Source organism: Burkholderia sp. GbtcB21 (assembly GCF_019091065.1).
GTDB lineage: Bacteria > Pseudomonadota > Gammaproteobacteria > Burkholderiales > Burkholderiaceae > Burkholderia > Burkholderia pyrrocinia_C.
Genome location: NZ_JAGXKA010000006.1, coordinates 172,321 through 191,835, shown reverse-complemented (window position 1 = coordinate 191,835; position 19,515 = coordinate 172,321). Strand labels below are relative to the sequence as shown.

General features: G+C 67.2%; 14 protein-coding genes. 11 read left to right on the top strand and 3 right to left on the bottom strand.

What is annotated here, in order from left to right:
* Nucleotides 1-96 precede the first annotated feature (96 nt).
* The 4 genes from KVT39_RS16485 (at nt 97) to KVT39_RS16470 (ending at nt 7,988) form a co-directional block, all read left to right on the top strand.
* The gene (locus KVT39_RS16485) at nt 97-1,230 is read left to right on the top strand and encodes an ABC transporter substrate-binding protein (RefSeq protein WP_063835078.1); all 1,134 of its coding nucleotides are present in this window, start codon (nt 97-99) and stop codon (nt 1,228-1,230) included.
* A 45-nt stretch (nt 1,231-1,275) separates the two neighbouring features.
* Nucleotides 1,276-4,968 carry a response regulator gene (locus KVT39_RS16480; RefSeq protein ID WP_217589611.1) on the top strand — a complete coding sequence of 1,231 codons (3,693 nt, stop codon included), beginning with the start codon at nt 1,276-1,278 and terminating at the stop codon, nt 4,966-4,968.
* Nucleotides 4,969-5,026: 58 nt separating this feature from the next.
* Complete coding sequence (locus KVT39_RS16475; protein WP_217589609.1) at nt 5,027-7,609, top strand: EAL domain-containing protein; 2,583 nt, start codon at nt 5,027-5,029, stop codon at nt 7,607-7,609.
* Nucleotides 7,610-7,775: 166 nt separating this feature from the next.
* Complete coding sequence (locus KVT39_RS16470; RefSeq protein ID WP_006497261.1) at nt 7,776-7,988, top strand: hypothetical protein; 213 nt, start codon at nt 7,776-7,778, stop codon at nt 7,986-7,988.
* 292 nt (nt 7,989-8,280) lie between these two features.
* Here the strand turns inward: KVT39_RS16470 and KVT39_RS16465 are convergent, their stop codons facing one another.
* Nucleotides 8,281-9,246, bottom strand: coding sequence for a D-2-hydroxyacid dehydrogenase (locus tag KVT39_RS16465; RefSeq protein WP_217589607.1), 966 nt, complete (start codon nt 9,244-9,246; stop codon nt 8,281-8,283).
* Nucleotides 9,247-9,523: 277 nt separating this feature from the next.
* Between KVT39_RS16465 and KVT39_RS16460 the strand changes: the two genes are divergently transcribed.
* From KVT39_RS16460 to KVT39_RS16440, 5 genes are all read left to right on the top strand, one after another.
* The gene (locus tag KVT39_RS16460; RefSeq protein ID WP_034184284.1) at nt 9,524-10,714 is read left to right on the top strand and encodes a CaiB/BaiF CoA-transferase family protein; all 1,191 of its coding nucleotides are present in this window, start codon (nt 9,524-9,526) and stop codon (nt 10,712-10,714) included.
* Nucleotides 10,715-10,733: 19 nt separating this feature from the next.
* A complete protein-coding gene (locus KVT39_RS16455; protein WP_217589605.1) occupies nt 10,734-11,696 on the top strand; it encodes a hydroxymethylglutaryl-CoA lyase in 963 nt (320 codons plus the stop codon).
* 23 nt (nt 11,697-11,719) lie between these two features.
* Nucleotides 11,720-12,103, top strand: a complete 384-nt coding sequence (locus KVT39_RS16450; protein ID WP_034184203.1) for a VOC family protein — start codon at nt 11,720-11,722, stop codon at nt 12,101-12,103.
* Nucleotides 12,104-12,356: 253 nt separating this feature from the next.
* Nucleotides 12,357-13,184 carry an alpha/beta hydrolase gene (locus KVT39_RS16445; protein ID WP_131948850.1) on the top strand — a complete coding sequence of 276 codons (828 nt, stop codon included), beginning with the start codon at nt 12,357-12,359 and terminating at the stop codon, nt 13,182-13,184.
* Nucleotides 13,185-13,279: 95 nt separating this feature from the next.
* Nucleotides 13,280-14,173, top strand: coding sequence for a LysR family transcriptional regulator (locus KVT39_RS16440; RefSeq protein ID WP_111017053.1), 894 nt, complete (start codon nt 13,280-13,282; stop codon nt 14,171-14,173).
* 72 nt (nt 14,174-14,245) lie between these two features.
* On the opposite strand, the gene KVT39_RS16435 is transcribed toward KVT39_RS16440, so the two are convergent.
* Nucleotides 14,246-15,709 (bottom strand): MFS transporter, encoded by a 1,464-nt coding sequence (locus KVT39_RS16435; protein ID WP_217589603.1) that lies wholly within the window; start codon nt 15,707-15,709, stop codon nt 14,246-14,248.
* 417 nt (nt 15,710-16,126) lie between these two features.
* Entirely contained in the window at nt 16,127-17,308 is a 1,182-nt protein-coding gene (locus KVT39_RS16430; protein WP_217589602.1) for an alpha/beta fold hydrolase, read from the bottom strand.
* Between KVT39_RS16430 and KVT39_RS16425 the strand changes: the two genes are divergently transcribed.
* Both KVT39_RS16425 and KVT39_RS16420 read left to right on the top strand, forming a co-directional pair.
* Nucleotides 17,294-18,175, top strand: coding sequence for a LysR substrate-binding domain-containing protein (locus KVT39_RS16425; RefSeq protein WP_217589600.1), 882 nt, complete (start codon nt 17,294-17,296; stop codon nt 18,173-18,175). The genes KVT39_RS16430 and KVT39_RS16425 overlap by 15 nt on opposite strands.
* A 78-nt stretch (nt 18,176-18,253) precedes the next feature.
* Complete coding sequence (locus KVT39_RS16420; RefSeq protein WP_217589846.1) at nt 18,254-19,354, top strand: nitronate monooxygenase family protein; 1,101 nt, start codon at nt 18,254-18,256, stop codon at nt 19,352-19,354.
* Nucleotides 19,355-19,515: the final 161 nt, after the last annotated feature.

The following is a 19,515-nucleotide window of genomic DNA, read 5'->3' as shown; positions in this document are numbered from 1 at the left end:
GGCCCGGGATGGATCGCGCCTGCCGTCGGTCTTGAGCACAACTGCGCGGCCCGTCCCCACGTGCGACGCGCGACGTTGCGCCGGACCCTGACGCTGATGGCTTGCGTTGCCGCGATGATCGACGCCGGCGCCTGCTTCGCGGCGGAGCCCGGCGTGACCGACGGCGCGATCCGTCTCGGCATGGTCAACGCGCAATCGGGCAATTCGGCAGGCCTCGGGCGCGGGCTGCTGACGGGCGCGCAAGCGGTGTTCGACGACGTGAACGCGCGCGGCGGCGTGCATGGCAGGAAGATCGATCTCGTGGTCGGCGACGATCGCTACGAACCCGACAGGACCGTCGACAGCACGCTGGAGATGATCGAACGGGGCAACGTGTTCGCGCTGTTCGGCTATGTCGGCACGCCGACCACCACCGCGGTGCTGCCGATCATCCGGGAAGCCGGCATTCCGCTCGTCGGCCCGTTCACCGGTGCGATGGCGCTGCGCAAGCCGGTCGTGCCGGAGGTATTCAACATCCGCGCCAGCTATGAAGACGAGACCCGCGCGCTGGTCGACCATTTCATCACGCACGACGGCGCGAAACGGTTCGCGGTGTTCTATCAGGACGACGGCTTCGGGCTCGCGGTGCTGGCGGGCACGCGGCTGGCGCTGCAGCGCCATGGCCTGGACGTCGTCGCGACCGGCACGTTCCGCCGCGGGACCACGGCGGTCGACACGGGCCTCGCATCGTTGCTGGACGGCCAGCCGGACGTCGTCGTCATGGCCGGCCCGTATACGCCGATTGCCGCGTTCATTCGCGCGGCACGTCGCGAAGGCCTGAAGGCCCGGCTCGCATCGGTATCGTTCGTCGGCACCGACGACCTGCTGCGCCTGGTCGGCGACGAAGGGGACGGCACGCTGATCTCGCAGGTCGTGCCGCTTCCCCAGAACGACCGGGACGTGATCCGCGACTGCGCACGGCTGATCGAGCGGCGCTTTCCGGGAGAACACGCGGGCGTGGTGCACATCGAGGGCTGCATCGACGCGAAGATCATGCTGATCGGCCTCGAGCGCGCCGGCCCGTCGCCGACCCGGGCGGCGCTGAAGCAGGCGCTCGAATCGATCCGGCATCTCGACCTGGGCGGCCTGGTCGCCGATCTGGGCGCGGACAATCACCAGGCGCTGAATGCGGTGTTCCTGTCGAAAATCGCGCACGGCCGCATCACGCCCGTGGACGCACCGGCCAGATAACCCGCCGGATGGCCGCGCGCGGGCCGTCCCGATCCCGGAGGCTGCATGGACATCAAGGCCAAGCTTGTCACCGGCACCAGCCTGATGCTGCTGGGTGCGCTGGCGATTTCCGCGACCAGCCTGATCGCGGTGCACGGCATTGCGTCCGGCGTGAGCACGCTGACGACGGAATCGCTGCCGCTGCAGGTGCGCAGCAACGAACTCCAGCGCGCGTATGCGGAGCTTGCGGTGGATTTCGGCCGGCTCGAACAGGCGCTGGACGCGTCCGAGCAGGAGCGCTCGACGGCGGAGATCGAAACGCAATTGCAGCGGATTGCCGCCATCACGGCCGCCGTGCGCGCGATCGACGGGCACGGCGTCGACGCGCCGTCCACCGACCTGCGCACGATGCTGCGCTCGATGAGCGAAGGCGTCGGCCAGCGTCTGCGCGACGATGCACGGCTGGGCGCCGAGACCCGTCTGATCGAGCGCGTCCAGGCACGGGGCGACGCATTTCTGAGTACGATCCGTGCCGAAACCGAACGGCTGGACAGCCAGGCCAGCGCGGCGGTGAGCGACGCGCTGGCGGCCAACACCGCCTACAACCGGACGATTCATGCGCTCGACCAGGTTCGCATGAACGTCAAGGACATCGTCAGCGTTGCCGATCATGTCGACGCCGCGCCGAGCCGATACCGGCTCGCTCCGCTGCGGGAGCGCATGCAGGCGGCCATCGGCGGGGCGCGCAATGCGCTGGCGATCGCGGCGCCGAACCTCGAGGCCGCCACGACGCAGGACGTCGCGAATGCGCTCGGGCGCGTCGCGGCCGACATCCTCGACGGCAACGACAGTCTTGTCGCGCTGCGCGGCAGGATGTTCGTGGAGCCTTCCGTCGCGACGCGCTACCACGCGAGGGAGGACAAGATCCTGCAGTCCCTCGATGCACTGGACACGAAGCTGGCGGAAATCGCCGACCCGTTTGCGCTGCGGATCGTCAAGGCGCGACAGCGTCTCGACGAAACGATCGCGTTCCAGCGGCAAGCGACCCGGATCAGGTACCTGTCGACCGTCGTCAACGGCGGCATCAAGGAACTGGCGGCCGACCTTCGCATGGTCGCGCAAAGCAAAAGCACGGAACATCTGAAGCGTGCCGACGCCGACGCACGGGAGAATATCGGCAAGCTCGCCGCCGCCGCGGGCGCGCTGCGCGATGCGCTCGTCGCGAGCGGGCAGCGCGAGTCGAGCCGCGCGCAGGATGTGGTTCCGCTGGCCGCGGAACTGGCCGGATCCGCACGCCGCATCGTCGCGGTGCGGTCGAACATGTTGTCCAACGACGCGAGCATGCAGCGCATCATCGCGGACGTGGAGACGACCGCGAATCGCCTCGCGGCCTATACGGAACAGGAGGCCGTGCGCGTCGATCTGCAGCAGCGCAGCATCGTGTCGCAGGTCAACCGCGCGGTGACGAGCGCCATCGCGATGATCGTCGCCGTGTCGTATTTGCTCGCGATCGGCAGCCTCGTGATCAGTCATCGCCTGGGCACGTCGATCTCCCGCCCGCTGGGGAATCTGACGCGCACCATGGCCCGCATCCGCAGCGGCAGCGACCTGTCGCTGCGCATGTCCCACAAGGGCCGCGACGAAGTCGCGACGCTGATCGCCGGCTTCAATACGATGCTCGACGAAATCGAACGTCGCGACATCGACCTGCAGGCGGCAATCGCCGCGGCCGAAACCGCGAATTCGGCGAAATCGGAATTTCTCGCGAGGATGAGTCACGAGATCCGCACGCCGATGAACGGCGTGCTGGGCATGACCGAACTGCTGCAACGCACGCGCCTGACGTCGAAGCAGCGCAAGTTCGTCGACACCGTGTATCGATCCGGTCAGACGCTGCTGATCATCATCGACGACATACTCGATTTTTCGAAGATCGAGGCCGGCAAGCTGACGCTGGAGCGCATCGATTTCAACCTGCATCAATTGCTCGACGACGTCGTCGCGCTGCTGGAACCCAATGCGCGGCGCAAGGAGCTTGCGCTGGTGTTCCGCAAGGCGGATACCGTGCCGCAATGGATGCGCGGCGACCCGGTCCGGCTGCGCCAGATCCTGACGAACCTGATCGGCAATGCGATCAAGTTCACCGAGCACGGGCAGGTCGAGCTGGCCGTGTCGTATACGGACGACGGCCGCGTCGTGTTCGCGATCGCCGACAGCGGCATCGGCATCGCGCCTGACGTGGCCGAACAGTTGTTCCGGCCGTTCCAGCAGGCCGACAGCTCGACCGCGCGCAAATACGGCGGAACCGGGCTGGGGCTCGTGATTTCCCGCCAGCTGGCCGAGATGATGGGCGGCACGCTCACGCTCGAATCGACGCCCGGCAAGGGCTCGGTGTTCACCGTGACCGCGCGGCTCGAGCCGGTGTCGGGCGTGGTCGACGTCGCGGCGGGCGCAAGGTCGTCGCTGGCGGGATTGAAGGTGCTGATCGTGGACGACAGCGAGACCGATCGCAGCGTGCTCGTCGAACATGCGATCGAATGGCAGCTGTGCGTCGCGACGGCCATCGGCGGCGACGATGCGCTGTCGCAGTTGCGGGCGGCCGTCGCCGACGGGGCGCCGTTCGATCTGGCCATCGTCGACGTGCGGATGCCGGGCATGGACGGCATCTCGCTCGTGCAGCACATCCGCCACGACGCGTCGCTGCGTGCGCTCAGGATCGTCACGCTGACCGCGTTCGAGATGATGGACAGCATCCAGGTCGCGCGCGAACTCGACATCGACGCCCGGCTGACGAAGCCGCTCCATGGCGCGGAGCTTTACACGGCCATCGCGTCGGCGATGCGTATGAGGCCGCCGCCGCTGCCGTTGGCCGCGCCGGTGTCCGACGAAGCCGGGCCGGACGCGGCGCCGCCGCCCGACGCCGGATCGGCGCGCGTGCTGCTGGTCGAGGACAACGTGGTCAACCAGCAGATCGCGCTGGCGATGCTGGAGGACACCGGCTATCGGGTGGCCGTGGCCGAAGACGGCCGGCGGGCGCTGAAGATGCTGGCCGACGACGCGTTCGACGTGGTCCTGATGGATTGCCAGATGCCGGTGCTGGACGGCTTCGAAGCGACGCGGCTGCTGCGCCGGCACGAAGCGGAAGCCGGCGCACCGCGTCTGCCGGTCATTGCGTTGACGGCCAATGCGCTCAGCGGCGACCGCGAGCGCTGCCTGGCCGCCGGCATGGACGACTACCTGGGAAAACCGTTCCGTCGCGATGCGCTGCTGCAGATGCTCGCGCGCCATGCTCGCAGCGCGGCGTCCGGGCCGGCCATCGCGAGCGGCGACGCGGGAACCCGGGCGGGTGTCGAAGCGGGCACCGAAGCGGGCGCGGCAGCCATCGCCGATCCGGACGGCGACGCGAACGTGATCGACCGCAAGGCGCTCGACGCATTGCGCGCGCTCCAGCGGCCGGGCCGCCCCGATATCCTGACCCGCATCATCGATCAGTTCATGCTGGATGCGCCGCGGCTGATCCGCGACATGCGCGCGGCCGTCGAAGCGGGCGATGCCGATGCGCTGAGGCTGGCCGCCCATACGCTGAAATCGAGCAGTGCGAACGTCGGCGCGCACGTGCTGTCGGCCCGCTGCAAGGCGATCGAGCAACTGGCGCGCGCCGCCGACGTCGCCGCGGCAGCCGGCCTCGTCGCCGGCACGGACGCCGAATTCGGGCACGCGCTGGCCGCATTGACGGCGGAACGCATGGTGGAGGATTGAGCGGCCGCCGGACGATCGCGGTGGCGATCGCGGCCGGCCGAAAAACAGGAGAACGGACGTGAACGAGGAAAATGCCGATGCGCCGGTGATTCTGATCGTCGATGACGATGCGATGACGCGCCTGCTGGTCGTGGAGACCCTCGAACCGGAGGGTTTTCGCGTCGAGGAAGCGACCGGGCCGCAGGAGGGCATCGACGCGTTCCTGCGTCATCGTCCCGCCGTGGTGCTGCTCGACGTCGAGATGCCCGGCGGCGACGGCTTCGCGTGCTGCCGCCGGCTGCGCGCGCTGCCGGAAGGCCGCCGCGTGCCGATCGTGATGCTCACGGGCAACGACGACGATGCATCGATCGCCAGTGCCTTCGACGCCGGCGCGACCGATTTCGTCTCCAAGCCGATGCGCTGGAAACTGCTCGGCTACCGGATCCGCTACCTGCTGCGCGCCGCCGCGACGCTCGAAAAGCTCGCGACCACCGAGATCAGCCTGACGCATGCACAGGCGCTCGCGCATCTGGGCAACTGGGAGTATCAGGCCGGCCGGACCGACGGCAGCTGGTCGCCGGAGCTGTTCCGGATCCTCGGGCTCGACCCCGAACGCACGCCGCCGACCTTCGATCGGCTGCTGCAAGCCGTTCCGGTCGACGAGCAGCCGCTTTTGATCCAGTCGTTCACGAGCCTGCGCACCGAGGGCGCCCCGTTCTCGCTCGAGCACCGGCTGATTCACCCGGACGGCAGCGAGCGCCACGTGCTGCACCAGGCGGAGGCGGGGCGCGACCTGAACCACGCGATCATCCTGCGCGGCATCGTGCAGGACATCACCGAGCGCAAGATGCAGCAGGGGCGCATCGAATACCTCGCCAACCACGATGCGCTGACCGGCCTGCCCAATCGCAACCTGCTGAGCGACCGCATGGAGCAGGCGATGTCGCATGCGCGGCGCACCGGACACCTGATCGCGGTGATGGTGCTCGACCTGGACCGCTTCAAGCACATCAACGACACCTTCGGCCATTCGGTCGGCGACGGCCTGCTGCGGGCCGTCTCGGCCCGGCTCAAGGCGTCCGTGCGGGACGGCGACACGGTCGCGCGGCTCGGCGGCGACGAGTTCGTCGTGATGCTGGTCAACCTGTCGAGCGCAACGGATGCGGACGCGGTCGCACGCAAGGTCCTGAACACCTTCGGCGCGCCGTTCATGCTCGACGGACACGACCTGCACGTGACGACGAGCATCGGCGTCAGCGTCTGCCCGACCGACGGCGCCGACGCGGAGACGCTGCTGAAGACGGCCGACGCCGCGCTGTATTGCGCGAAGGAGCGCGGGCGAAACGGCTACAGCTTCTACACGCATGAGCTGGGCGCCCGCGTGGAAGAACAGGCCGAACTCGAAAATGCGCTGCACGAGGCCGTCGCGAACGGCGAACTGGAGCTGTACTACCAGCCGAAGGTCGATCTGAAGACCGGCCAGATCAGCGGCGTCGAGGCGCTGATTCGCTGGCGCCGCCCCGGCATCGGCGTGATTCCGCCCGACCGCTTCATCCCGATCGCCGAGGAAACCGGGCTGATTCTGCCGATCGGCGAATGGGTGTTGCGCACGGCCTGCGCGCAGGCCGTTGCGTGGTGTCAGGACGGGCATCCGCCGCTACGGATCGCCGTCAACCTGTCGGCGCGCCAGTTCCGGCAGCAGAACATGGCCGACGTGGTGCACAGGGCGCTGCGGGATACCGGCCTGGAACCGGCCTGGCTCGAACTCGAACTGACCGAAAGCGTGCTGATGCAGGACCGCAATGCGATCGCGCACACGCTGCGCGAACTGAAGGCGCTCGGCGTCGTGCTGTCGCTGGACGACTTCGGCACCGGCTATTCCAGCCTGTCCTACCTGAAGGACCTGCCCATCGATGTCGTGAAGATCGACAAGTCGTTCCTGAGCGACGTCACCACGAGCGCGGAAGGCGCGTCGCTGACGCGCTCGATCATCGCGATGGCGGAGTCGCTGCACATGGAGACGGTGGCCGAGGGCGTGGAGACGGAAGCGCAGCTTTCGTTCCTGAACCGGCACCGCTGCCATGCGATGCAGGGCTATTACTTCAGCCATCCGGTCACCGGTGCGGAAATCGCCGACATGCTCTGCGCCGGCTCGGAGCTTCCCGAGCATTGCCGGCAGCGCGAGCTGCTGCACCGGACGCTGCTGCTGGTCGACCACGACCCGGCCGTCCTGCAGACGCTCAGGCAGGCGCTGGGCCGCGACGGCTACGAGGTGCTCGGCACGACCGATCCCGCCGAAGCGCTCGACCTGCTCGCGCAACATCGCGTCGGCGTGATCGTGTCGGACTTCCGCATGCCGAGCCTGTCCGGGATCGACCTGTTGCAGCGCGTCAAGGCGCTTTATCCGGACATCGTGCGGATCCTGCTGTCAGGCTATGGCGAAGGGCAGTCGATCGCCGCCACGCCCGGCGACGGATCGGTCCAGAAGCTGCTGATCAAACCGTGGGACGTCGCGCTGCTGCGTCAGCACATCGCCGAATCGTTCAAGCGATTCGAGCGCAGCACGTTGCACAACCGGATCGGCGTCGACGCCGCCCGCATCGGCATGCGCCCGTCTTCCGTCAGGCCCGTCGAAGCGGCCGACCCTCGCGATCGCGCGTGAGCGACGCTGCGACGGTCGCGCGTCCGGCCGGGTGCCCGGGCGCGAACGGGCGGGCGAAACGACGACAAAAAGGGGAAGGATTGCGGCGATCCCCGGCATGCGGCTGGCGATATAGGGAAAACCCTTATCTCAAGGTATAATCGCTGGCTGAGAGAAAGGTCGAACCATGCCAGAACGTTTCCAAACCCTTGAAAAGTTTGTGTTTTCCCTCGTCGTAATGTCCGCGGTCGTGTGCTCGGCATTCCTCGCGTACGAGCGTCACCCCGAGATCAAGATCGCGCTGCACGAAGGCGAAGCGCTGATGCGCGAGAGCGCCAAGTATTCGGTCATCTGCTCGCCGTCCAAGGTCGATCCTTGCGTCGAGATGTCCGCTTACTGAAATTTGCGTCGGGGTCGGCGCGCCGAGCGGTGCGCGGCAGCCGAAACGGACGCTTTTCATGATTCGTCCCGTTCGGTTTCAGACTGGCCCTACAGCGTTGGCGGTCTGGATTCCTTGAAGTAGCACCCGTCAGGAATTTCAGAAACCGGCCGCAAGACAGGGCGGATGCACGAACCCGTCACGTGCCGAGTCGCTGGCGTAAGCAGCCCCTCATTCAGTCGGCCCCGCTTCGAGCAATCGAGCGGGGCCGTTCTGTTTGCGCGCGTGAATCGATGTGCCGCTGCGGCACGAATCACACGACATGCCGCGGCTCGCCGCCCGCAAACGCGGCGACGTTGTCGACGAGTTGATCGGCCAGCGCCTGCATCGCCTCGTCGCTCGCCCATGCGACGTGCGGCGTCAGGATGAACGCCGGATGCGACAGGATCGCGTGGAACGGATGCACGGCCGGCAGCGGCTCCTGCGTGACCACGTCGAACCCGGCGCCCGCGATCTGCCCCGACTGCAATGCATCGACGAGCGCGCTTTCGTCCACGAGGCCGCCGCGTGCGGTATTGATCAGCAGCGGCCGGCGCGCCATCCGCGCGAACGCGGCCGCATCGATCAGGTGCCGCGTCGCGGGCGTGAGCGGGCAGTGCAGCGTGATCACGTCGCTGTCGCTCAGCAGCGTGTCGAGCGGCGCGTAGCCGTCGCCGGCAGCATCGCCGTGCGCCGCGAACAGCACGCGCATGTCGAGCGCACGCGCGATGCCGGCCACCGCGCGCCCGAGCACGCCGTCGCCGACGATCCCGAGCGTCGAGCCGGCCAGGTCGCGGATCGGATGATCGAAGAAGCAGAACTGCCCGCTGTCGAGCCAACGCCCGGCGCGCACCGCGTCGCGGTAAGCCACGAGGCTGCGGCGCAGCGCGAAGATCAGCGCGAACGTATGCTCGGGCACCGTACGGACCGCATACCCGCGTATGTTGCTCACGACGATCCCGCGTGCCGCGCACGCGTCGAGATCGACGATGTCGGTGCCGGTCGCGGCGATCGCGATCATTCGCACGCGCCGCGCACCGGCGAGTGTCGCCGCGTCGAGCCGCACCTTGTTGGTCACGACGATGTCCGCGTCGGCAATGCGCGGCGCGATTTCGTGCGCGCTCGTCCGGTCGAACGCATGCAACACGTGCGGAAACGGGAACGGCTTCAGCACGGTTTGCGGCGACAGCGTCGCGCGGTCGAGAAACACGATCTTCGCGGGTGAGGAAATGGAAAACATGGCGGGTCTCGCTGACGGTGACGGGGTGACAGGCGCCCGGCGGGCGCGGAACGGGATCGATTCTGCCGGCGGCGCGCGCGGCGTCGTTTGACCGTTGTGCGAGCGTGCTTTCCTGCACGGAAAGGCCGGCGCACCGCGCATGAGGTCGGACGCGGCCATCGCCCCGGCATGCGCCTTTCCGTTTCGGAAAGGCTGGTTGAGCATCGATCGATTTTCGCGGTGCGCGAACGCCGTCATGATCGCCGTCATCGACAACACGATTTCATCGGAGACAGTCATGACACGCCCCCTGGACGGCATCCGCGTGCTGGAACTCGGCCAACTGATCGCCGGGCCGTTCGCGGGCCGGATGCTCGCCGAATTCGGCGCGGACGTGATCAAGATCGAGCCGCCCGGCCTCGGCGACCCGCTGCGCAAATGGCGGCTGCTGCACGACGGCACGTCGGTCTGGTGGGCCGCGCAGTCGCGCAACAAGACCTCGCTCACGCTCGACCTGCGCACGCCCGAAGGGCAGGACGTCGTGCGCAGGCTCGTCGCCGAGACCGACGTGCTGATCGAGAACTTCCGGCCCGGCACGCTCGAAGGCTGGGGGCTCGGCTGGGACGCGCTGTCCGCGATCAATCCGGGGCTCGTGATGCTGCGCGTGTCGGGCTTCGGGCAAACGGGCCCGTACCGCGACCGCCCCGGCTTCGGCGTGATCGCCGAAGCGATGGGCGGCCTGCGGCACCTGACCGGCGAGCCCGGCCGCACGCCGGTGCGCGTCGGCATCTCGCTCGGCGATTCGCTGTCGGCGCTGCATGGCGTGATCGGCGTGCTGCTTGCGCTGCGGCATCGCGAACAGCAGGGCGGCAACGGGCAGGTCGTCGACGTCGCGCTGTACGAATCGGTGTTCAACATGATGGAAAGCCTGCTGCCCGAATACTCGGCGTTCGGCACGGTGCGCGAGGCGGCCGGCAGCAGCCTGCCCGGCATCGCGCCGACCAACGCGTACCGCTGCCGTGACGGCCGGTACGCGCTGATCGCCGGCAACGGCGACAGCATCTTCCGTCGGCTGATGGAGCTGATCGGGCGGCCCGATCTCGGCAACGATCCCGCGCTCGCGCACAACGACGGCCGCGTCGTGCAGGTCGAACGCATCGACGCGGCGATCGGCGCGTGGAGCGCACGCCACGACCTCGACGACGTGCTGGCCGCGCTGAACGACGCGCGCATCCCGTCCGGGCGCATCTACGACGTCGCGGACATCGCGGCCGATCCGCATTACCGCGCGCGCGACATGATCGTCGACGCCGCGCTGCCCGACGGCACGCCCGTGCAGGTGCCGGGCATCGTGCCGAAACTCGGCGCGACGCCCGGGCGCATCGAACGCGCGGCGCCCGCGCTCGGCGCGGATACCGATGCGGTACTCGAATCGATCGGCATCGATGCCGCGACGCGCGGCGACTGGCGCACGCGCGGCGTGATCTGAACCGGCAACAGGAGACGACATGGGCACTCGAAGCAAACGGCTCTACATCCACGAAGTCGCGACGCGCGACGGTTTCCAGAACGAAGCGGCGTTCGTCGACACCGACGACAAGATCGCGCTCGTCGATGCATTGAGCGCATGCGGCTACGCGAAGATCGAAGTCACGTCGTTCACGTCGCCGAAGGCGATCCCCGCATTGCGCGACGCGGAGGCCGTGATGCACGGCATCGTGCGCGCGCCGGGCGTCGTCTATACGGTGCTCGTGCCGAACGTGCGCGGCGCCGAGCGCGCGCTGTCGTGCGGCGTCGACGAAGTGAACCTCGTGATGTCGATGAGCGAGAGCCACAACCGCGCGAACCTGCGGATGACGCGCGAGCAGTCGTTCGCGCAGCTGCGCGACGTGATCGACGCGGTGCGCGGCACGGGTGTCGCGATCAACGTGTCGCTGTCGACCGCGATGGGCTGCCCGATGGAAGGCGACGTGCCGGCCGAAACGGTGCTCGCGTGGATGCAGCGCTTCGCGGATCTCGGCGTGCACGGCTTCACGCTGTGCGACACGACCGGCATGGCGTTTCCGTCGCAGGTGCGCGATTTGTCCGGGCGTGCACGCGAGCGCTTCGGCGCGCTGCAGCTCACGCTGCATTTCCACAACACGCGCGGGATGGCGCTCGCGAATACGCTCGCGGCGCTCGACGCGGGCATCGACCGCTTCGACGCGTCGCTCGGCGGGCTCGGCGGCTGCCCGTACGCGCCGGGCGCGACCGGCAACGCGTGCACCGAGGAACTCGTGCACATGCTCGAACTGGACGGCTACGATACCGGCATCGACCTCGCGGCCGTCCTCGCTGCGTCGGCACGGCTGCCCGCGTTGATCGGGCATGACGTGCCGAGCCAGATCCTGAAGGCCGGGCGCCGCTCGGATCTTCATCCGCCACCGCACGCCGACGCCGGCGACATGCCCGCGCAGCGCGCATTCTCATGAACCGGAAAACAGGAGCGAATCCCATGGCGCTGATCGATCACCTCGACCATCTCGTGCTGACCTGCGTCGATCCCGACAGGACGAAGCATTTCTACACGGAGGTACTGCAGATGCAGCTCGAAACCTTCGGCGCCGGCCGGCTCGCGTTCCGCTTCGGCAACCAGAAGATCAACCTGCACGTGCGCGGCGCGGAGTTCGAACCGAAAGCGCATGTGCCGGTGCCCGGCGCGCTCGACCTGTGCTTCATCGCGTCGGTGCCGCTCGACGACGTGATCGCGCACCTGAAGCGCGTCGAATGGCCGATCGTCGAAGGGCCCGTCGAACGCACGGGTGCGACGCAGAAGATTCGTTCGGTCTACGTGCGCGACCCCGACCTGAACCTGATCGAGATCTCCGAGTTGATCTGACCGGCGGCGGCCGGCCTGTCGCGCCGCTTCGGCGCATCGATCAGTCCGGTCGCGAAAGCACCGGCACGATGCGCGCGGCGTCGCAGTCTTTCGCCGAAAGCGGACAGGCCCGCGCCGCACCCGCCGATTCCGGATAGCCGCACCCGGCCGCGCTGCGGATAATGGTAAGAACGCGTCGGTCCGGCCGACGCCTTCGCAGCGGGCATGACGAACCTGCCCCGCACCTCCGCAACCTGCCCCGGACACTCCCCGAATGACGATCCTCTATCGCGGCATGGACCGCGCGGCGCTCGACGCCGCCTACCTGAACACGAAGGCTGTTCCCGATTTCCCGGCATTGCTCGCGTCGTGCCAGGCGCGTAGCGCGGCGCTGTACGACGCGACACCCGGCCGCCGCGACCTGCGTTACGGCGCGCAACCTGCGCAGCGCTTCGACTGGCTGCCGTGCGGGCAGCCCGACGCGCCGCTGTTCGTGTTCATTCATGGCGGCTACTGGCAACACTGCACGAAGGAGGATTTCGCGTACGCGGCGAGCGGCCCGCTCGCACGCGGCTTCGACGTCGTGCTCGCCGAATACACGCTCGCGCCGGTCGCGACGATGACCGACATCGTCGGCGAGATCGGCGCGCTGCTCGATCATCTTGCGAACGATCCCGACGGCCTCGGCACCGCGCGGCGGCCGATCCACCTGAGCGGCCATTCGGCGGGCGGCCACCTGACTGCCGTGCATCGCGCGCATCCGGCCGTCGTTTCAGCGCTCGCGATCAGCCCGCTCGTCGATCTCGAACCGATCTCGCTATGCTGCCTGAACGACAAGCTGCAGCTCACCGCGCAAGAGGTCGACGCGTACAGCCCGCTGCGTCACATCGGGCCCGGCGCGCCGACGGTCGTCGCGGTCGGCGACGCCGAACTGCCCGAGCTCATCCGGCAAGCGCATGAATATGCGTCGGCGTGCGAAGCGGCCGGAGAACGGGTCGCGCGCACCTGGTTGCCCGGCATGCAGCACTTCGCGGTGCTCGACGATCTCGCGAAGCCGGACGGCGCGATGCTCGCCGCGTTGCAGGCGCTCGCGCCGCGCTAGCCGCGCGATATCGCGCGCGCACGGCCGGGCGTATGATCGGCGTCAGGCCGCCGCGACGATGGCGCGCGCCGTACGGCCTTCCCAGGATCCACGACATGGTGAACCCGCTTCATTTCGATCTGCAGTCGCTGCGCGTGTTCGCGCTCGTCGCCGAACACGGCAGCCTGACGAAGGCGGCCGAACACGGCCAGCTCACGCTGTCCGCGGTCAGCAAGCGCATCGCAGAACTCGAAAGCGTGACCGGCAGCGCACTGTTCATCCGGCATGCGCGCGGCGTCGAGCTGACGCCCGCGGGCCGTGCGCTGCTCGACCATGCGGCGAAGGTGATCGAGCAGGTCAACCGGATGGCGCACGAGATGAGCGACTACGTCGCCGGCGTGCGCGGCCATATCCACGTGTGGACCAATACGTCCGCGATCGTCCAGTTCCTGCCCGCCGATCTCGCCGCGTTCCTCACCGACAACCCGGGCATCAAGGTGAGTCTCGAGGAGCGGCTGAGCCACGAGATCGTCGATGCGCTCGGGTCCGGCAAGGCCGATCTCGGCGTGTTCGCCGACAACGTGCCGGCGCCCGGCATCGAACGGCGGCTGTACCGGCGCGACGAGCTCGTGCTGCTCGTGCCGCGCGCGCATCGCTTCGCCGCACGCGACAGCATCCGCTTCGCGGATACGCTCGACGAGGATTACGTCGGCCTGAGCGACGGCAGTTCGCTGCTCGCGCGCATGACCGATGCCGCGTTCGCGGCCGAGCGCTCGCTGAAAGTGCGGATCCAGGTATCGAATTTCGACGGCGTGAGCCGGATGATCGAGGCCGGGCTCGGCATCGGCGTGCTGCCGCGCGATGCGGTGACCGGCGAGCGCGCCGCGCGGCTCGGTGTCGTGAAGCTCGACGACGCGTGGGCGACGCGCACGCTGTGGGTCGGCGTGAAGGCCGGCACCGTGCTGACCACCGACATCGCGAAGCTGTTCGATTTCATGTCGGCGCGCTGACTGCACCGAAACGGCGACGCACGGGGCACGCGTGCGTGCGCCCCGTGGCGGTCGCCGTATTACACCACTGGATTACACCGGATTGATTTCGTCCTGGCTGCGCCGTGTGGTCAGCGGCCCGAGCACGCGCAGCGTGATGGCGACGATGCCGAGCGCGACCGAGATCACGCCGAACATCGCGCCCGCGCCGTAGCTGCCGAGCACCGGCAGCAACACGAACGGCAGCGCGCCGCTGACGATGCGCGACAGCGAGTATGTGCTGCCGATTGCCGTCGAGCGCACGCGTGCCGGGAAAATCTCGGCCTGGTACACGTGATACGCGTTGCTGAACACGTTCGACGCGCAGGTCGTCAGCAATCCGAAGCCGACGATCAGCGCGGTATTGCCCGAGTACGCGAAGCACAGCCCGAATACGGCGATCGACAGGATCGACGCGATCACGAGCGTGCGGCGTTCGATCCAGTTGAGCAGCGGAATCGACAGCAGCGAGCCGATCGGATAACCGACGAACGACAGCGCGATGAACAGCGTGCTGTCCGTCACGTCGAAGCCGCGGCTTTTCACGACCGTGCCGGCCAGCGTGCCGAAGCCGTAATAGCCGAAGCCCTGGAACAGGTGAAAGATCGCGAGCATCAGGTAGCGCGCGCCGTAGGGCTCGCGACGCAGCAGCGCGAGGCGCTCGCCGAGCCCGAGCGGCCGTTGCGGCTCGGCCGATTCCGCGAAGTGCTCGGGCACGCGCACGCCGGTGCCTTCCGCAAAGCGCCGCAGCGCCGCGTGCGCGTCGGCGGTGCGGCCTTGCGCGAGCAGCCAGCGCGGGCTCTCCGGCAGACGGTGCTGGACGAGCAGCACGTACACGGCGCCGAGGCTGCCAATCGCGAGGATGATGCGCCAGCCGGCGACGCCGGCCACATGCAGCGGGTTCAGCCACAGCGCGAGGAAGCCGACGAGCGGCACCGCGACATAGGAAGTCGTATAGGCCCACGCGGCGAGCCGCCCGCGCTTTTCCTTCGGCAGGATTTCGGACAGGAAGCTGTCGGCGACCGGATAGATCGCGCCGACGCCGATGCCGGTCAGGAAGCGGCACGCGACGAGCATGTCGGCATTCACCGAGAACGCGCCGACCAGCGAGAACGCGCTGTACCACACGAGCGTCAGCAGGAACGCCTTGCGCCGGCCGATGCGGTCGGCGAGGCTGCCGAGGCACATCGCGCCGACGAACATCCCGATGAATGCCGATGCCAGCAGCAGCTTGAAATCGGTGCTCTGCCGGCTCAACCCGTATTCGTTCTGCAACGCCGAGCCGATCGTGCTGACGAGGAAGATCTCGTACATGTCGAAGAACAGTCCGATGCCGATCACCCACACGACGAACCGGTGCAATGCACCGACCGGCAGGTCGTCCATGAAATCGCCGAGCGTGACGCGGCGCGCGGGGAGGGCCGCCGCATCGGCGCCGACGCCGGCGGAAGCGGCCGGCGGCCGTGCGGACGCGGGGCCGCCCGCGTTGCCGCCCAGATCGAGGGATTGGCTGTTCATCGTGTCTCCTGATTATCGATATGCCGTGGCGCGCGGCCCGGCCGTTCGCGGCCGGCATGATGCGTCCGGCCGCACGATAGGGCGGCACGCACCGCAACGCCCATGAAAGGGCCGGCTGCGCGGGCTGCACCGATCGTCCGACACATGGTGGGCGAATCGGCGGCACGCGATAATTGCGGATGTTTCAAGCATCCTTTCCTGCGCAGAAAGGGTACGAACGTGCGGCGGGCGGCATTCGAGGGAAAGGCCGGTGCGGCCTGCGCGGCGCGCGGTTGCGCACCGGATCAGGTTCGCTCCGGTGCAACCGGGCGGGCCGGGAAAACCATGAGACGCATTGCGCGGTTGCTAACGGACGATTCCGGCCGCTGCGGCGGTTCAAGGCGGAGACGCCGCAAAAACGCGTATGACGCCACTTCGTCAAGAACATCCGATAGCGCCATCCTGACGCATCTTCGCCATGGGCTCTGTAAAGGCGAGTACAGTTCGGAGAAATTTTTCCCTGTCCGGTCCCGGCTGGAGATTGGCATAATGGGAGGCTCCGGCGAGCTCGATAAATTGAGCTGACGCCGCATTGATCAGATGTGCCAATAATGTTTGGGCATCGGCAGATCGCGACCAAAAATCATTTCCTGATCGCAGAATCAAGACATGAGAGCGAATAAATGAAGCGTCGAAAATCTGTCGGCCGTTAACCATCAACAAGGTGTCGGCAAATGGTCCGGTGGGATACCTAAAGCTCGCGGGTGTACGCGTATCTGCAGTTGGATCCCCTTCCATGGCCAGTGCAACATAGCGCGTGAGAAAAGCTGGATCGATCCCATCGTTGCGCCAGCGGCCGGCGAGTGCATCGGCGGTCGACAACTGGTATGCGCCGTAGTGCTTGCGATTCAGCTCCGCCGGATGCTGTGGATCGCCAAATTCCGCCTGCAGGCTCCATCCACCCGGCGGACCGCCGTATGCACCGTTGTAGTAAACCAGGTACGTGATGCTGTCGGGATAAAGGGATGCATAGTGTCCAAGCCATTGAGACCCGGTCGCCCAGCCCATCGCTGCCAGGCGCGTCTCGCCCGGATTTCGGCGTTTGATGTCCTTTACCACAGCGGCAATATCGCGCACCGCTTCGTTGGACCGGACTGCAGGCGGGGCGGCGAACTGTCCGCCTTTCAATTCCGCAGGAAAATCTGATCTCCCGAACCCGCGTACATCCATCAGATACAGGTGATGTCCCGCTTTTGCGAGTTCCTCCGCCGTTGACGAGCTGGGCGCATTGACGTCCCAACTCGCTAATACACCCGGCCGGCCGCCGTTGACCAGGAGCATCGGGCCGCGATCCGAACATGCCCGAGTATCACGAATTTCTCGTACGAAAATGTGCAGGCCATCTTCGCCCGGAATCGTGTAGTCCCGACGAATGATCTCCGCATACGTCTGGTGTGACGACAGGGCAGACAGACTGAGCAGCGTAGCGAGGGCAATTCGAGAGTGGCGCACGGACGTTTCCAGGTAAAGGGAGTCAGCTCCATTGTCTGGCCAGATTAGTAATGCATCCATGCTGCTGGTGAGGTTTTTTGATATCGTGGTGATATGGAACTTCGTCATCTGCGCCACTTTCTTGCTGTCGCGGCAGAGTTGCACATGGGGCGTGCCGCCCAGAGCCTCGGAATGGCACAACCACCGCTCAGCCAATCGATCGCGCGCCTCGAAAAGGAGCTCGGAGTTCCGCTCTTCGTCCGGGCTCATCGGCGTTTGAGCCTGACCGCGGCCGGTATGGCTTTTCGTGAGGAAGCCCAAGCGTCGGTCCATCATGCAGAATGCGCAGCCGCCTTTGCGCGATCGGCATCGCTCGGAGAAGCTGGGGTGATCCGGATCGGCTTCGATTCGGCCGCGCTCTATCAGCACTTACCGCAGCGATTGCTGGCCTTGAAGGCACAATATCCAGCGATCCACCCTGATCTGAAGGAACTCTCGACTAATGATCAGCTCGAGGCCTTGGCAGGCGGGGTTATTGATATCGGATTCGCCCATCCGCCATTCAGCACCAGGAACGCCCTGGTAGTTCACGATTTCCCCGCTGAAATCAGCATGGCCGTTCTGTTCGACGACGGCGCGACCGGCGATATCACGTTAACGGAAATTGCCGAACAGGGGTTGATTCTCTTTCCCGCTCGACAGGGCCCCGTACTTCACGCTCAGATTCTGGAAGTATTTGCCACGGCGGGACTCGAAGTCAGAATCGCTGCCGAAGCCAACCGTGCTTTAACCATGTTGTCGCTCGTCTCGGCGAAACTCGGCGCGACAATTCTGCCGGCTTCGACAAAGCGACTTCAGTTCACTGGTGTGCGGTTTGCGCATATTTGCGATGCAGCGATGCCGAAATGGCCGCTGTCCATGGTGACGAGACGCGACCAGACTTCTCGTCTGGTCAGAAAAGTATGGCAACTGTTCGTGGAAGCACAAGGTAAATAGGATTGGACCATCGGCGAATGGCAGAACGATCCCTTAACGTACGTAAAAATCCGCTTCTTGAGCGCACCCCTGACCGACATGAATCACCCGACCGATAACCGGACGCTGTTGCGCACGCTCGGCATTCGCACACCGATCGTCCAGGCGCCAATGGCCGGCGTCAGCACGCCGGCGCTGGCCGCCGCCGTGTCGAACGCGGGCGGGCTCGGCTCGCTCGGCGTCGGCGCGACGAACGCCGACGGCGCGCGCAAGATGATCCGCGACACGCGCGCGCTCACCGACCGGCCGTTCAACATCAACGTGTTCTGCCATCGTCCGGCCCGCGCCGACGCGGCCGTCGAACGCGCGTGGCTCGACTGGCTCGCGCCGGCGTTCCGCGCATACGGTGCAACGCCGCCCGCATCGCTGTCGGAGATCTATACGAGCTTCGTCGCGGACGACGCAATGCAGGCGATGCTCGCCGAAGAAAAGCCGGCCGTCGTCAGCTTCCATTTCGGGCTGCCGTCCGCGGACGTGATCGCCGCGCTGAAGCGCGCGGACATCACGCTGTTCGCGACCGCGACGAATCTCGACGAAGCGCGGCAGATCGCCGCCGCCGGCATCGACGCGATCGTCGCGCAGGGCATTGAAGCCGGCGGGCACCGCGGCGTGTTCGATTCGAGCGCCCACGACGACCGCCTCGGCACGTTCGCGCTGACGCGCCTGATCGTGCGCGAATGCGCGCTGCCCGTGATCGCCGCCGGCGGCATCATGGACGGCGAAGGCATCGCCGCCGCGCTGGCGCTCGGCGCGCAGGCCGCGCAGCTCGGCACCGCGTTCGTCGCCTGCCCGGAGACGTCGATCGACGACGGTTATCGCCGCGCGATCCTCGGCGACGCGGCGCGCCGCACGACGTTTACGTCCGCGATCTCGGGCCGGCTCGCGCGCGGTATCGTGAACCGCCTGACCGCGCTCGGCGACGACCCGCACGCGCCGGCCACGCCCGCGTATCCGATCGCGTACGACGCGGGCAAGGCGCTGCATGCGGCCGCGAAGGCGCAGGGCGAATTCGGCTACGGCGCGCAGTGGGCCGGGCAGGCGGCGCCGCTCGTCCGCTCGCTGCCGGCCGCCGAGCTGTTCGCCGCGCTCGAGCGCGAAACGCGGGCCGCGATCGAGCGCCTGCAGCACGCGCTGGACTGATCGCGCTCGGCCGGCAAGCCGCGCGCAAGTGCCAGCGATCATGCCGCGGATCGCCGCGCCGAACGTGCGCCGCCCACCGCCGATTTGCAATGCTCTGTATCTGCGCGAACCGCGGATACAGAGCGATACAAAGCAGGTTCGGGCGTCCGCTATAAAGCAGG